Annotated in this window: 11 protein-coding genes and 1 pseudogene; 11 read left to right on the forward strand and 1 reads right to left on the reverse strand. The window is 69.7% G+C overall.

The genetic code is table 11. The annotated features are described in order from the left end of the window. Positions 1 to 156: 156 nt before the first annotated feature. From AB0I98_RS20400 to AB0I98_RS20415, 4 genes and pseudogenes are all read left to right on the forward strand, one after another. On the forward strand, positions 157 to 942 hold the full coding sequence (locus AB0I98_RS20400; protein WP_362943593.1) for a type II secretion system F family protein: 786 nt from the start codon (positions 157 to 159) through the stop codon (positions 940 to 942). A gap of 72 nt (positions 943 to 1,014) precedes the next feature. Further along, the gene (locus tag AB0I98_RS20405) at positions 1,015 to 1,224 is read left to right on the forward strand and encodes a DUF4244 domain-containing protein (protein ID WP_362943596.1); all 210 of its coding nucleotides are present in this window, start codon (positions 1,015 to 1,017) and stop codon (positions 1,222 to 1,224) included. After that, positions 1,211 to 1,582 (forward strand): TadE family type IV pilus minor pilin, encoded by a 372-nt coding sequence (locus AB0I98_RS20410; RefSeq protein ID WP_362943599.1) that lies wholly within the window; start codon positions 1,211 to 1,213, stop codon positions 1,580 to 1,582. The genes AB0I98_RS20405 and AB0I98_RS20410 overlap by 14 nt, the downstream gene beginning before the upstream one ends. A gap of 11 nt (positions 1,583 to 1,593) precedes the next feature. Beyond that, a pseudogene (locus tag AB0I98_RS20415) lies at positions 1,594 to 1,977 on the forward strand (Rv3654c family TadE-like protein); the annotation flags it as partial. Between the two features lie 40 nt (positions 1,978 to 2,017). On the opposite strand, the gene AB0I98_RS20420 reads toward AB0I98_RS20415, so the two are convergent. Next, positions 2,018 to 4,609, reverse strand: a complete 2,592-nt coding sequence (locus tag AB0I98_RS20420) for a DEAD/DEAH box helicase (protein ID WP_362943602.1) — start codon at positions 4,607 to 4,609, stop codon at positions 2,018 to 2,020. Between the two features lie 158 nt (positions 4,610 to 4,767). Between AB0I98_RS20420 and bldG the strand changes: the two genes are divergently transcribed. The 7 genes from bldG (at position 4,768) to topA (ending at position 14,185) form a co-directional block, all read left to right on the forward strand. Continuing rightward, positions 4,768 to 5,109, forward strand: a complete 342-nt coding sequence (gene bldG / locus AB0I98_RS20425) for an anti-sigma factor antagonist BldG (protein ID WP_097267104.1) — start codon at positions 4,768 to 4,770, stop codon at positions 5,107 to 5,109. A 120-nt stretch (positions 5,110 to 5,229) separates the two neighbouring features. Next, the gene (locus AB0I98_RS20430) at positions 5,230 to 5,667 is read left to right on the forward strand and encodes an ATP-binding protein (protein ID WP_210577898.1); all 438 of its coding nucleotides are present in this window, start codon (positions 5,230 to 5,232) and stop codon (positions 5,665 to 5,667) included. A gap of 298 nt (positions 5,668 to 5,965) precedes the next feature. Further along, positions 5,966 to 8,371: a sodium-translocating pyrophosphatase gene (locus AB0I98_RS20435; protein WP_362943605.1), complete on the forward strand. Its 2,406-nt coding sequence runs from the start codon at positions 5,966 to 5,968 to the stop codon at positions 8,369 to 8,371. A gap of 194 nt (positions 8,372 to 8,565) precedes the next feature. Continuing rightward, on the forward strand, positions 8,566 to 9,165 hold the full coding sequence (locus AB0I98_RS20440; protein WP_362943608.1) for a small secreted protein: 600 nt from the start codon (positions 8,566 to 8,568) through the stop codon (positions 9,163 to 9,165). 38 nt (positions 9,166 to 9,203) lie between these two features. Next, complete coding sequence (locus AB0I98_RS20445; protein WP_362943611.1) at positions 9,204 to 10,721, forward strand: class I SAM-dependent methyltransferase; 1,518 nt, start codon at positions 9,204 to 9,206, stop codon at positions 10,719 to 10,721. Positions 10,722 to 10,898: 177 nt separating this feature from the next. Next, entirely contained in the window at positions 10,899 to 11,096 is a 198-nt protein-coding gene (locus AB0I98_RS20450) for a hypothetical protein (protein ID WP_301982973.1), read from the forward strand. Positions 11,097 to 11,344: 248 nt separating this feature from the next. Next, complete coding sequence (topA, locus tag AB0I98_RS20455) at positions 11,345 to 14,185, forward strand: type I DNA topoisomerase (protein WP_362943614.1); 2,841 nt, start codon at positions 11,345 to 11,347, stop codon at positions 14,183 to 14,185. Positions 14,186 to 14,225 lie beyond the last annotated feature (40 nt).

The raw sequence follows: 14,225 nt of genomic DNA on the forward strand, positions 1-14,225 counted from the left end.
TGTGAGGGCGGGGGTGGGGTGAGAGGTGACGGCGGATGCAGTTGATGCCCGGCGTGAACTCGGTCGGAATCAGCTGGATCAGTCGAGGTCGGTCGGCGTCAGACGAGATCGGTCGACATCGGTCGGTATTGGTCGGGATCGGGAGAAGGAGGCGAAGTGAGTGCGGAAGTTTTCCACAGGGTGGGGGCGGTCCTGGGGGCCCTGCTGGTGCTCGGGTGGGTGGTGCGGTGGGTCGGGGCGGTACGGCGTGAGCGGAGGGTGCGGCGGCGGGTCGCCGAGTTGCTGGGGCTGGACGTGGCTTCCGCAGGGGTGCGCGTCGATGTGCGGGGCACCGTGCGGCGGTGGGCTCCGGTGGCGGGGGTTCTGGGCGCCGGGTGGGCTGTCGTCGGTGGGGTCGCCGGGATCGTCGTGGGGCTGGTCGGTGCGGTCGGGCTGTGGCGGTGGCGTCGTCGGCAGGTGGGCGCTGGGCGGGGCGAGGCAGTCGACGTCGGTGAGGCGGCGCGTCAACTCCCGCTCGCGGCCGATCTGCTGGCGGCCTGCATCGCCGCCGGCGCCGGTCCGGTGATCGCAGCGCAGGCCGTGGGCGAGGCCCTGGGAGGCCCCGTGGGGGCAGCGCTGGCGCGGGGTGCGGCGGAGGTACGGCTCGGCGGTGAACCCGGTGAGGCCTGGCGGAGGCTGGCGTCGTTGCCGGGGGCCGGGGCGCTGGCGCGGCTGCTGGAGCGGGCCGACGTGTCCGGGATCCCGGCGGCCGGACCCGTCGCCCACCTCGCGGCGCAGGCCCGCGCCGACTGGGCCCGCAGCGCGACCGCGCGGGCCAGACGGGCGGCCGTCATGGTCACCGTTCCGGTGGGGCTGTGCTTCCTGCCCGCCTTCATCGCGGTCGGTGTGCTGCCCGTGGTGATCGGGCTCGCGGGTGGGGTGCTGGGAAGGGGTGGTGGATGACGGTACGGCGCGTGTGAAGGACGTACGACCAACAGCGAGAGAGCAACAGAACCGAACCTTACGGGGGTTGAGATGTACAAGGCGGTATGGGCGCGGCTGCGTGCCCTGAAGTGCGGGGCGTGGGCGGCGCGGAGGGACGCGGGGATGGTTACCTCCGAGTACGCGATGGGGATCGTCGCGGCGGTGGCCTTCGCGGTGGTCCTCTACAAGGTGGTCACGAGCGGGCAGGTCGACGCGGAGCTGCAGGCCATCGTGAAACGGGCGCTCGATGCGGGGATGTGAGCGCGAGAGGGACAGGGACCGGGGATTCGTCACGGCGGAGTCGGCCGTGGTGCTGCCGGTGCTGGTGATTTTCGTGATGGCCTTGGTGGGGGCGCTGCTCGTCGTGGCCGCCCAGATCCAGTGTGTGGACGCGGCCAGGGTGGGCGCCCGTGCGGCGGCCCGCCAGGACCCGGCCGACGCGGTCGTGGAAGTGACCCGCGAGGCGGCACCTCGCGGCGCGAGGGTCACGCTCAGCCGGGAGGGGGACCAGGTTCGAGTGGCGGTCGTGGCGAAGCCACCGGCGCTGGACGGGTTGCCTTTCGAAGTACGGGAGGAGGCCGTGGCGTTGGCGGAGGACAGTGTGGGGGTGGGGAGTTGAGGGCCGGGGACATGGTGGGCGGCTTCGGTCTGCGTCGGGGCATCGCCGCCCTTCGGCGTTCCGACCGTGGCTCCGCCGACCGGGGTTCGGACCGTGGCTTCGCCGACGGGTGTTCCGACCGTGGCTCCGCCGACCGGTGTTCCGACCGCGGATCCGCCACCGTCTGGACCGTCGGTGCGATCGCCGTGCTGTGTGTGGTGTTCGGTGTCGTCCTCGCCTTGGGGCAGGCCGTCGTGACCCGGCATCGTGCGGCGGGCGCCGCGGACCTCGCCGCGCTGGCGGCGGCCGATCACTGGGCGGAGGGCGGCACCGCGGCCTGCGCCCGGGCGGACCGGGTGGCGAGAGCCCAGGGCGCGCGGCTGGCGCGGTGCGATGTCGTGGGCGAGATCTCGGACGTGACGGCGAGATCGGGCCAGGGCCCGTTCGCGGCGGAGGTCAGGGCACGGGCGGGACCTGCGGAGACGGTCCCGCGGGATCCTGGACCGGCTCCTGGGCCGGACCGTTCCTCTGGTCCTGAATCGGACCAGGGACCGGCTCCTGGACCGGCCCTTGCGCCGGCTCCCGGGCCGGACCGTGCACCAATTCCTCAACCGGACCGTGCGCCGGTTCCTGGACCGGACTAGGGAACAGCTCCCTCCCCGGCTCCTCCTCCGCCTTCTCCTCCGGAGCCCCCCGCAGCAACACCGTGAGCAGTCGTACCGCGCCCCTCTTGTGCAACGGATCGTTCCCGTTGCCGCACTTGGGGGACTGGATGCAGGACGGGCACCCGGCGTCGCACTCGCAGGACGCGATGGCCTGTCGGGTGGCCGTCAGCCAGGAGCGGGCGGTGTGGAAGGCGCGTTCCGCGAAGCCGGCGCCGCCCGGGTGGCCGTCGTAGACGAAGACCGTCGGGAGGAGGGTGTCGGGGTGCAGCGGGATGGAGACGCCGCCGATGTCCCAGCGGTCGCAGGTCGCGAAGAGGGGCAGCATGCCGATCGACGCGTGCTCGGCGGCGTGCAGGGCGCCGCCGAGGATCTCCGGGTTGATCCGGGCGGCGTCCAGTTGGTCCTCGGTGACCGTCCACCACACGGCACGCGTGCGCAGCGTACGAGGAGGGAGGTCGAGCTTCGTCTCGCCCAGCACTTCACCGGTGATGACACGTCGACGCAGGAAGGAGACGACTTGGTTGGTGACCTCGACGGAGCCGTAGCAGAGGCGGCCGTCGCCCCAGGGGATCTCGACGTCCGTCTCCAGGACGGAGATCGACGTCGTGTCGCGGGCGACCGTCGTGTACGGCGGGTTGGCCTCCTCGACGAGGGCGACCGAGTCGTCCAGGTCCAGTGAGCGGACCAGGTAGGTACGGCCCTGGTGGAGGTGGACGGCGCCCTCGTGCGCGCTCGTGTGGGCGGCGCCCGCGTCCACCGTGCCGAGCAGCCGTCCGGTGCCGGACTCGACGATCTGCACCGGCTGACCGCCGCCTCCCCGGAGGTCGGTCAGGTCGGCGGCCCGTTCCCGGCGGGTCCAGTGCCACGCCTTGGTCCGGCGGCGCAGCAGCTTCGCGGCCTCCAGCTGCGGCAGCAGGTTCTCGGTCTCGGGGCCGAACAGCGCCAGGTCGTCGTCGGTCAGCGGCAGTTCCGCCGCTGCCGCGCACAGGTGCGGGGCGAGGACGTACGGGTTGTCCGGGTCGAGGACGGTCGACTCGACCGGTTGGTCGAACAGGGCCTCGGGGTGGTGGACGAGGAAGGTGTCCAGGGGGTCGTCGCGGGCGACGAGGACGGCGAGGGCCCCCTGCCCGGCGCGGCCCGCCCGGCCCGCCTGCTGCCACAGGGACGCGCGCGTGCCCGGGTATCCGGCGATGAGGACCGCGTCCAACCCGGAGACGTCGATGCCGAGTTCGAGGGCGGTGGTCGCGGCGAGGCCGAGGAGTTCGCCGGAGTGGAGGGCCTGTTCGAGGGCGCGGCGCTCCTCGGGGAGGTAGCCGCCGCGGTAGGCGGCCACGCGCCGGGCGAGGGAGCGGTCCACCTCGGCCAGCCGTTCCTGGGCGATCACCGAGATCAGCTCGGCGCCGCGCCGGGAGCGTACGAAGGCGACCGTGCGCACGCCCTGGACGGCGAGGTCGGTCAGCAGGTCGGCCGTCTCGGCGGTGGCGGTACGGCGGACCGGTGCGCCCTTCTCGCCCTGGAGCTCGGTGAGCGGGGGCTCCCACAGGGCGAAGACCAGTTCGCCGCGCGGCGAGGCGTCGTCGGCGACCTCGACCACCGGGAGGCCGGTGAGGCGGCGGGCGGCGACCGACGGCTCGGCGGCGGTCGCGGAGGCCAGCAGGAACACGGGCGAGGCGCCGTATCGCGCGCACAGGCGGCGTAGTCGGCGCAGTACCTGGGCGACATGGGAGCCGAAGACGCCGCGGTAGGTGTGGCACTCGTCGATGACGACGTACTTGAGCGACTTCAGGAAGGAGGACCAGCGGGGGTGGGACGGGAGTATGCCGCGATGCAGCATGTCCGGGTTGGTGAGGACGTAGTTGGCGTACTGGCGGATCCACTCGCGTTCCTCGAACGGCGTGTCACCGTCATAGACCGCAGGCCGGACCGAATTGCCCAGCGGTTGTGAAAGTTCCTTCACAGATCGGCGCTGATCCGCCGCAAGGGCCTTTGTGGGAGCCAGGTAGAGGGCGGTGGTGCCGCGGCCGTTCGGCGCCTCCGAGCCGTCCAGGAGGGTCGACAGGACCGGGACCAGATAGGCCAGGGACTTGCCGGACGCGGTGCCGGTGGCGACGACCACCGAGTCGCCGTCCAGGGCGTGCTCGGCCGCGCTGGCCTGGTGGGCCCAGGGATGCTCGATGCCCGCTGCCTGCACGGCCGCGATGACCTCGGCACGGATCCGGTCGGGCCAGACGGCATGGCGACCCTCACGCGGGGGCAAGTGCTCCGTATGAGTGATGCGCGAAGCCCGGCTCGGCCCCGCGGCGAGCCGGTCCAGGACCGTGCTCGGAGTGAGGCGCGAGGCGGGGTCCGTCGAGGGTCGATCGGATCGGTGATTCTTGGCCATCGGCACCGAGTGTGTCACTGGCGTGACGGACAATGGGACCAAGGCGTCGTGCACGCCTGCCGTAAGTGATTGAATGCCATCGCGGCTGGCGAACCGTCCCGGGCCCTGCCGAGGTGACCCGAGGGGCGACCGCTCGATAGCAAGGTGCTGGAGGATCCGTGGACCTGTCCCTGTCGACCGAGACCGTCGGCGATCGCACGATCGTCAAGGTCGGTGGCGAAATCGACGTTTATACCGCGCCCAAGCTGCGCGAGCAGCTCGTCGAGCTGGTGAATGACGGGAGTTTCCACCTCGTCGTCGACATGGAGGGCGTGGACTTCCTCGACTCCACCGGTCTCGGCGTACTGGTCGGCGGCCTGAAGCGCGTGCGTGCCCATGAGGGCTCGCTGCGCCTGGTCTGCAACCAGGAGCGCATTTTGAAGATCTTCCGCATCACCGGTCTCACCAAGGTGTTCCCGATTCACACCTCGGTCGAGGAAGCGGTGGCGGCCACAGACTGACCGCCGCGCCCGGGCCAGTGATCAGTCGTCCGTGCCCGGGACGGAAGAAGTTCATGAGGGGGTCCGGGCTATCGGCAGCCCGGTCCCCCGACAGCACGCCCGAAGTTCCGAGGGGGATGCATGGCCACCGTTGAACTCCGCTTCAGCGCGCTGCCCGAGCACGTCAGGACCGCCCGACTGGTGGCGGCAGCGGTGGCGCGCAGGGCCGGAGTGGACGAGGCCGTCCTCGACGAGGTCAGACTCGCTGTCGGCGAGGCCTGCACCCGTGCCGTCGGACTGCACCAGAGCGGCGGCATCACGGCGCCGGTCAAAGTGCTGCTGATCGAGGAGGAGAAGCAGTTCTCCATCGAGGTCGGTGACGAGGCGCCGCGTTCGGCTCCCGGGGATCGCGCGCCCGGTGGCGCCGCCGAGGATCCCGACGCGGAGACCGAGGAGGACGAGATGGGCCTCGCGGTCATCAGCGGCCTCGTTGACGACGTGGAGGTCACCGCCGGCGAGCACGGCGGCTTGATCCGTATGACCTGGCCGACCACGCCGCCGACCGCGGTGCTCCCCTGAGTCCCACCCCGCTTCACCACCAAGGGCCCTGCTGAGCAGGGCCCTTGGTGTTTTCTGTCGCAGCGCCGGGCAATTCGTGAAGGAATTCACGATCATTCAACCGATAATTCGATCAAGGGTCAATGCAGGCGTCAATGCCTTTGAGGCATTACCGCTTTCGGGTTGTGTGGCGTGACGTCGATCATTTGCTGAAGAGCATGTGAAGGCTAATTCCGTTTACCGCGCACTGTTTTGATCAGGTCCGGGTACCTAGAATCCGTCCACATCTTGAGCTCAGCACAGGCGTCAAGGAGGACGAATGGCGGGGCTTTCTACCCCTCATCAGTTTGACCATCCCACTACCTTCGCAGCCGCAGTCCTGACCGACGACAACCGCATCCTCGTGGCGATCATCGGTGTCGTCGCGCTGGCGGCGCTTGTCGTCGCAGGCGTCCTGGTACGCCAGGTGCTCGCAGCCGGCGAAGGCACCGACAGCATGAAGGAGATCGCAACAGCCATCCAGGAAGGCGCGAACGCCTATCTGGCCCGGCAGTTGCGCACGCTCGGCGTTTTCGCCGTCGTCGTGTTCTTCCTGCTCATGCTGCTACCCGCGGACGACTGGAATCAGCGCGCCGGCCGATCGGTGTTCTTCTTGATCGGCGCGGCGTTCTCGGCGGCCACCGGCTATATCGGTATGTGGCTCGCCGTACGGAGCAATGTGCGAGTCGCCGCCGCCGCGCGCGAGGCGACCCCCGCGGAGGGTGAGCCGGAAAAGGATCTCACCGCCGTCTCGCACAAAGCCATGAAGATCGCTTTCCGCACGGGCGGCGTCGTCGGCATGTTCACAGTGGGGCTCGGTCTGCTGGGCGCCTCTTGTGTGGTGCTGGTGTACGCGGCCGACGCGCCGAAGGTGCTCGAGGGATTCGGCCTCGGGGCCGCCCTCATCGCCATGTTCATGCGTGTCGGCGGCGGCATCTTCACCAAGGCCGCCGACGTCGGCGCCGACCTGGTCGGCAAGGTCGAGAAGGGCATTCCGGAGGACGATCCGCGTAATGCCGCGACCATCGCCGACAACGTGGGCGACAACGTCGGCGACTGCGCGGGCATGGCGGCCGACCTCTTCGAGTCGTACGCCGTGACGCTCGTCGCCGCGCTGATCCTCGGCTCGGCCGCCTTCGGCGACGCCGGACTCGGCTTCCCGCTGCTCGTGCCCGCGATCGGCGTGATCACGGCCATGATCGGCATCTTCGCCGTGGCGCCCCGCCGGTCCGACCGCAGCGGCATGACGGCGATCAACCGCGGTTTCTTCATCTCCGCGGTGATCTCGCTCGTACTGGTCGCGATCGCCGTCTTCATCTATCTGCCGTCGTCGTACGCCGAACTCGACGGCGTCACCGACGCGGCGATCCAGGCCAAGGACGGCGACCCGCGGATCTTCGCGCTGGTCGCGGTGGCGATCGGCATCGTGCTCGCCGCTGTGATCCAGCAGTTGACGGGCTACTTCACCGAGACGAACCGGCGTCCGGTCCGGGACATCGGCAAGAGCTCGCTGACCGGCCCGGCCACCGTTGTTCTGGCCGGTATCTCCATCGGCCTCGAATCGGCCGTCTACACCGCCCTGTTGATCGGCCTCGGCGTCTACGGGGCCTTCCTGCTCGGCGGTACGTCGATCATGCTGGCGCTGTTCGCGGTGGCGCTGGCCGGAACCGGCCTGCTCACCACGGTCGGTGTGATCGTCGCGATGGACACCTTCGGGCCGGTCTCCGACAACGCGCAGGGCATCGCCGAGATGTCCGGCGACGTCGAGGGTGCGGGCGCCCAGGTGCTCACCAACCTGGACGCGGTCGGCAACACCACCAAGGCCATCACCAAGGGCATCGCCATCGCCACCGCGGTCCTCGCCGCATCGGCGCTCTTCGGGTCGTACCGTGACGCGATCACGACCGGCGCGCGGGACGTCGGCGAGAAACTGACCGGCGAGGGTGCGCCGATGAACCTGATGATGGACATCTCGCAGCCCAACAACCTCGTCGGCCTCATCGCGGGCGCCGCGGTCGTCTTCCTCTTCTCGGGGCTGGCGATCAACGCGGTGTCGCGGTCGGCGGGATCCGTGGTCTACGAGGTGCGGCGGCAGTTCCGTGAGCGGCCCGGGATCATGGACTACACGGAGAAGCCGGAGTACGGCAAGGTCGTCGACATCTGCACCAGAGACGCCTTGAGGGAACTCACCACGCCAGGCTTGCTGGCGGTCATGGCGCCCATCGCCATCGGGTTCACGCTCGGTGTCGGCGCGCTCGGCGCGTTCCTCGCGGGCGCGATCGGCACCGGCACGTTGATGGCGGTGTTCCTCGCCAACTCCGGCGGCGCCTGGGACAACGCGAAGAAGCTCGTCGAGGACGGTCACCACGGAGGCAAGGGCAGCGAAGCCCATGCCGCCACGGTGATCGGTGACACGGTCGGCGACCCCTTCAAGGACACCGCGGGGCCTGCCATCAACCCGCTGCTGAAGGTCATGAATCTGGTGGCCCTGCTGATCGCGCCCGCGGTCATCAAGTTCAGCTACGGCGAGGACAAGAGCGTCGGTGTCCGCATCGCGATCTCGGTCCTCTCGCTGCTGGTGATCATCGGCGCGGTCTACATCTCCAAGCGGCGCGGCATCGCCGTGGGTGACGAAGGCAACGCCGAAAGGGTGGCCAAGCCGGCCGATCCCGCGGTGGTTTCGTAGGAGGTCTTACGACGCCCAGCTCACGGGGCGGGCAGGCGGCGCGCATTGACGCGTCGTCTGCCCGCCCCGTGCGTGTTCACGCCCTGAGCCGTGACCCTTCTCTCTCTGGTGTAAATCACATGAAAAGGGTTCCTAGCGGACCTTCGGCGTGTAGATGTCGCCCATCCGGCGTGTATGTTCCGGGGCCGAGAGCCATGGAAGGGACCAAACCGGTGAACAAGAAGCTCGCGGCCGCACTGTCCGGCGGTGCGGTACTGGTACTGGCGCTGTCGGCATGTAGCGGCGACGAGAGCAACGAGGAGCTCGACGCCTGGGCCAAGAAGATCTGCAACACGGCCACGGCGCCGAACGCGAAGATCGCCGCTGCCGACTCCGCGATCAACAAGGTGGCCACGGACAGCGAGCCCGAGGAGCTCCAGAAGGTCGATTCCAAGTCATTCGGAGACCTTGCCGATGGCTTCAAGGAGCGGGCGACCCACCTTCAGGACGCCGGAGCGCCTCCGGGTGTCGACGACGGTGCGACGAAGCAGCAGGACGCCGTCAAGAAGCTCGGCGCCGTCTCCACGGCCTACGCCGAGCTGAAGAAGCAGGTCGACGCGTTGAACACGAAGGACCAGGCGAAGTTCGCGTCCGGACTCAGTGAGCTGTCGAACGGGATGAAGGACGTGGTGACCCTGCGCAAGAACGCGGTCGCCGCGCTCAAGCAGCTGGAAGAGGGCGACGCCAAGGAGTCTCTGGTCAAGCAGGAGAGCTGCAAGAAGGCGGCCGCCTCCGCCTCGGCCACTGACAGCTGAGGGAGCCCCTGCGGCCCGGTGCGCGTCACAATGAGGGCGTGAGTAACTCCAGCCTGTCCTCGCTGCCCTCCATCGACCGCCCCGAGATCACCTCCCGCCTCCGGGACGCCCTGCTCGCGGCCTCCTTCACCGCCGACGGACTGCTCGAGCTGCTCGGTGCGCCCGCGTACGCGGCGCTCGCACGGAGTGAAACCGTGCCCGCGCTCCGGGCGACCCGCGGCGACACGCCGCTGGAGATGCTCGTACGGCTGTTCCTGTTGCAGCAGCCCGTGCCGCACGCGCGCGTGGCGGACGTTCTGCCGCTCGCGGAGTGCCTGGAGAGCGGGTGGCTGGTGTCCATCGGCGGGGACGAGGTGGCGGCCGCCGTGGATGTACGGCCGTACGGCGGGCCCGGTGGCGAGGACTGGTTCATCGTGTCCGACCTGGGGTGCGCGGTCGGCGGGGCCGGTGGGATCGGCAGCCGGGACGAGCGCGTCGTCCTGGGCGTCGGCGGCGCCTCCACAACCCTGGCCGGCATCACCGTACGTACGCCCGTCTCCGCCGCCCTCGATCTCGGTACCGGCTCCGGGATCCAGGCGCTGCACGCCGCGCAGCACGCCACGCGCGTGACGGCGACCGACGTCAACCCGCGCGCGTTGCACATCACCGCGCTCACGCTGGCGCTGTCGGGCGCCCCGGGGGCCGACCTCCGGGAGGGCTCGCTGTTCGAGCCGGTCCGGGAGGGGGAGACGTACGACTTGATCGTGTCGAACCCGCCCTTCGTGATCTCGCCGGGGGCGCGGCTGACGTATCGCGACGGCGGGATGGGCGGGGACGATCTGTGCCGCTCGCTCGTTCAGGGGGCGGGGGAGCGGCTGCGGGAGGGCGGGTTCGCGCAGTTCCTCGCCAACTGGCAGCACGTGGAGGGGGAGGACTGGCAGGACAGGATCCGGTCGTGGGTGCCGCGCGGGTGTGATGCGTGGATCGTGCAGCGCGAGGTGCAGGACGTCACGCAGTACGCCGAGCTGTGGCTCAGGGACGCCGGCGATCACCGGGGCGACCCGGCCGAGTACCAGGCGCGGTACGACGCGTGGCTGGACGAGTTCGAGGCGCGCAAGGTCAAGGCGGTCGGCTTCGGCTGGATCACGCTGCGCAGGACGGGGACGGCCGTGCCCTCGGTGACGGTCGAGGAGTGGCCGCATCCGGTCGAACAGCCGCTCGGTGAGACGGTCCGGGCGCACTTCGACCGCCTCGACTTCCTGCGCACGCACGACGACGCCGACCTGCTCGAAGGCCACTTCCGGCTCGGTGCCGAGATCGTCCAGGAGCAGGTCGGGCTGCCCGGCGCCGAGGACCCGGAGCACGTGGTGCTGCGCCAGCACCGCGGGATGCGCCGGGCCACCAAGGTGGACACGGTCGGCGCGGGCTTCGCGGGCGTCTGCGACGGCACGCTGAGCGCGGGCCGCATTCTGGATGCCATCGCCCAACTGATGGGCGAGGACCCCGTCTTGCTGCGCGACCGCACGCCCGCGCAGATCCGGCTGCTGGTGGAACAGGGCTTCCTCGATCCGGCGTAGGGACGAGGCCTGCGGTCAGTGGGCACGGATTTGTTCCGGAACCGAATGAAATGAGCCAGAAGCAGGGACGGCCGCGTCGGTCCCTCGTTCACCTGAGGTTCGCCGGGTCGCCGTCCGCACGTGTCAGCCTCCCGGCACTGGGCACGCGTGAACGGGAGAAAAGGGGCACAAAGGGCCATGGAGAGCGGACCGGCGATCTTCGCGGGTGTGGTGTTCGCCCTGTTCGGCAGCGGACTGCTGGTGTGGACGGCCGTGCGCGTACGACATCGCGAACCCGTCGCCCACGGTGTGAGCCCCGTCGCATCGGCGACCCTCGCGACCATTGCCGCGGTGATCGCGCTGATTCTCGGCACGTGGTGCTTCACCCGCGTCTGAGAACCGCCCGGGGACAGGGACTTCGATAATAAGGAGGTCGTCCTCCGGATAGGTTCGAAAAGGCCGGTGGGCACTCCGGGCGGCAGGAATGGCGGGAGTCGGGTTACCGTTCGAGTGGCCGTTGCGGGCTTTTCCCGTTTGACACGGGGGCGGGATGTACCGTCACACTCCGCAGCGTCAGCATGACCCGACCCCGGGAACCAAGGCCTGGGGAGTGACCCCAGCGTCGACCGGAGAGAAGAGCGAAGTTGTCCCCGACCAGCGACACCGCACACGGCGGCCGCCGACTCGTCATCGTCGAGTCGCCTGCCAAGGCGAAGACGATCAAGGGCTATCTCGGCCCCGGCTACGTCGTCGAAGCGAGCGTCGGGCACATCCGCGACCTCCCCAACGGCGCCGCGGAGGTGCCGGAGAAGTACACCGGCGAGGTCCGCCGCCTCGGTGTGGACGTCGAGCACGACTTCGAGCCGATCTATGTCGTCAACGCCGACAAGAGGGCCCAGGTCAAGAAGCTCAAGGATCTGCTGAAGGACTCCGACGAGCTCTACCTCGCCACCGATGAGGACCGCGAGGGCGAGGCCATCGCCTGGCACCTCCAGGAGGTGCTCAAGCCCAAGGTCCCGGTCAAGCGGATGGTCTTCCACGAGATCACCAAGGCCGCGATCCAGGCCGCCGTCGCCAACCCGCGCGAACTCAACCAGAAGCTCGTGGACGCCCAGGAGACCCGCCGCATCCTCGACCGTCTCTACGGCTACGAGGTCTCGCCGGTCCTGTGGAAGAAGGTCATGCCGCGCCTGTCGGCCGGCCGTGTCCAGTCCGTCGCCACCCGGCTCGTGGTGGAGCGGGAACGCGAGCGCATCGCGTTTCGTTCTGCTGAGTACTGGGACCTGACGGGCACCTTCGCGACCGGCCGCGCAGGGGACTCGTCGGACCCGTCGTCGCTGGTCGCCCGCCTCCAGACCGTCGACGGCAGGCGGGTCGCGCAAGGCCGCGACTTCGACTCCCTGGGACAACTCAAGAGCGCGAACATCCTCCACCTCGACGAGGCGAACGCCCGCGCCCTGGCCGCCGCCCTGGAGCAGACGCAGTTCTCCGTCCGCTCCGTCGAGTCCAAGCCGTACCGCCGCTCGCCGTACGCCCCGTTCCGTACGACGACGCTGCAGCAGGAGGCCAGCCGCAAGCTCGGCTTCGGCGCGAAGGCCACGATGCAGGTCGCGCAGAAGCTGTACGAGAACGGCTACATCACGTACATGCGTACGGACTCCACGACGCTGAGCGACACCGCCATCGGGGCCGCCCGCGCCCAGGTCACGCAGCTGTACGGCGCCGACTACCTGCCGGCGCAGCCGCGGACGTACGCCGGGAAGGTCAAGAACGCGCAGGAGGCGCACGAGGCGATCCGCCCCTCGGGCGACCGCTTCCGCACACCTGCCGAGACCGGACTGACCGGCGACCAGTTCAAGCTGTACGAGCTGATCTGGAAGCGGACCGTCGCCTCCCAGATGAAGGACGCGACCGGTAATTCCGTCACGGTGAAGATCGGTGGCACCGCCGCCGACGGCCGCGACGTCGAGTTCACCGCGTCCGGCAAGACGATCACCTTCCACGGCTTCCTGAAGGCGTACGTCGAGGGCGCCGACGACCCGAACGCCGAGCTGGACGACCGCGAGCGCCGCCTGCCCCAGGTGCGCGAGGGCGACGGGCTCAGCGCCGAGGAGATCACGGTCGACGGGCACGCCACCAAGCCCCCGGCCCGCTACACCGAGGCCAGCCTGGTCAAGGAGCTCGAAGAGCGCGAGATCGGCCGCCCGTCGACGTATGCGTCGATCATCGGCACGATCCTCGACCGCGGCTATGTGTTCAAGAAGGGCACGGCACTCGTCCCGTCCTTCCTCTCCTTCGCCGTGGTCAACCTCCTGGAGAAGCACTTCGGGCGGCTCGTCGACTACGACTTCACCGCCAGGATGGAAGACGACCTCGACCGCATCGCGCGCGGCGAGGCGCAGGCCGTGCCGTGGCTGAAGCGGTTCTACTTCGGCGAGGGCGACGCGGCCGGCGCCGCCGACGCCGGGAACGGCGACGGTGACCACCTCGGCGGCCTCAAGGAGCTGGTGACCGACCTGGGCGCGATCGACGCGCGCGAGGTGTCGTCGTTCCCCGTGGGCAACGACATCGTGCTGCGGGTCGGGCGCTACGGCCCGTACATCGAGCGCGGCGAGAAGGACTCCGAGAACCACCAGCGCGCGGACGTCCCCGAGGACCTGGCCCCGGACGAGCTGAGTGTCGAGTACGCGGAGGAGCTGCTCGCCAAGCCGAGCGGCGACTTCGAGCTGGGCACCGACCCGTCGACCGGCCACCAGATCATCGCCAGGGACGGCCGCTACGGCCCGTACGTCACCGAGGTGCTCCCCGAGGGCACCCCGAAGACCGGCAAGAACGCCGTCAAGCCGCGTACGGCCTCGCTGTTCAAGTCGATGTCTCTCGACACGGTGACGCTCGAGGACGCGCTGAAGCTGATGTCGCTGCCGCGTGTCGTCGGCACCGATGCCGAGGGCCAGGAGATCACCGCGCAGAACGGCCGCTACGGGCCGTACTTGAAGAAGGGCACGGACTCGCGTTCGCTGCAGTCCGAGGACCAGCTCTTCACGATCACCCTCGAAGAGGCGTTGGCGATCTACGCCCAGCCCAAGCAGCGCGGGCGCGCAGCTGCCAAGCCGCCGCTCAAGGAGCTGGGCACGGACCCGGTCAGCGAGAAGCCGGTCGTCGTCAAGGACGGGCGCTTCGGACCGTACGTCACCGACGGCGAGACCAACGCGACCCTGCGGTCCGGCGACAGCGTCGAGGAGATCACTCCGGAGCGCGGTTACGAGCTGCTCGCCGAGAAGCGGGCGAAGGCGCCCGCCAAGAAGACGGCGAAGAAGACGGCCGCGAAGAAGGCCCCGGCGAAGAAGGCTCCGGCCAAGAAGACGGCTGCCAAGAAGACCGCGGCGAAGAAGACAACGACGACGGCGAAGAAGACGGCCGCGAAGACGGCGGCGGCCAAGAAGGCGACGGCTTCGAACTCGGCGGCGTCTTCGGCGGATGACTGATTCGGCGGGGGACTGAGGCTCACCGCGCGTCGTGTGAGCG

Source organism: Streptomyces sp. NPDC050211, assembly GCF_040656035.1.
Classification (GTDB): Bacteria; Actinomycetota; Actinomycetes; order Streptomycetales; family Streptomycetaceae; genus Streptomyces.

Bases quoted from the DNA above. Each gene is read 5' to 3' on its own strand.
- AB0I98_RS20405 (WP_362943596.1), top strand. From the start codon at position 1,015: ATGTACAAGGCGGTATGGGCGCGGCTGCGTGCCCTGAAGTGCGGGGCG.
- AB0I98_RS20410 (WP_362943599.1), top strand. From the start codon at position 1,211: ATGCGGGGATGTGAGCGCGAGAGGGACAGGGACCGGGGATTCGTCACG.
- AB0I98_RS20420 (WP_362943602.1), bottom strand. From the start codon at position 4,609: ATGGCCAAGAATCACCGATCCGATCGACCCTCGACGGACCCCGCCTCG.
- AB0I98_RS20430 (WP_210577898.1), top strand. From the start codon at position 5,230: ATGGCCACCGTTGAACTCCGCTTCAGCGCGCTGCCCGAGCACGTCAGG.
- AB0I98_RS20435 (WP_362943605.1), top strand. From the start codon at position 5,966: ATGGCGGGGCTTTCTACCCCTCATCAGTTTGACCATCCCACTACCTTC.
- AB0I98_RS20440 (WP_362943608.1), top strand. From the start codon at position 8,566: ATGGAAGGGACCAAACCGGTGAACAAGAAGCTCGCGGCCGCACTGTCC.
- AB0I98_RS20450 (WP_301982973.1), top strand. From the start codon at position 10,899: ATGGAGAGCGGACCGGCGATCTTCGCGGGTGTGGTGTTCGCCCTGTTC.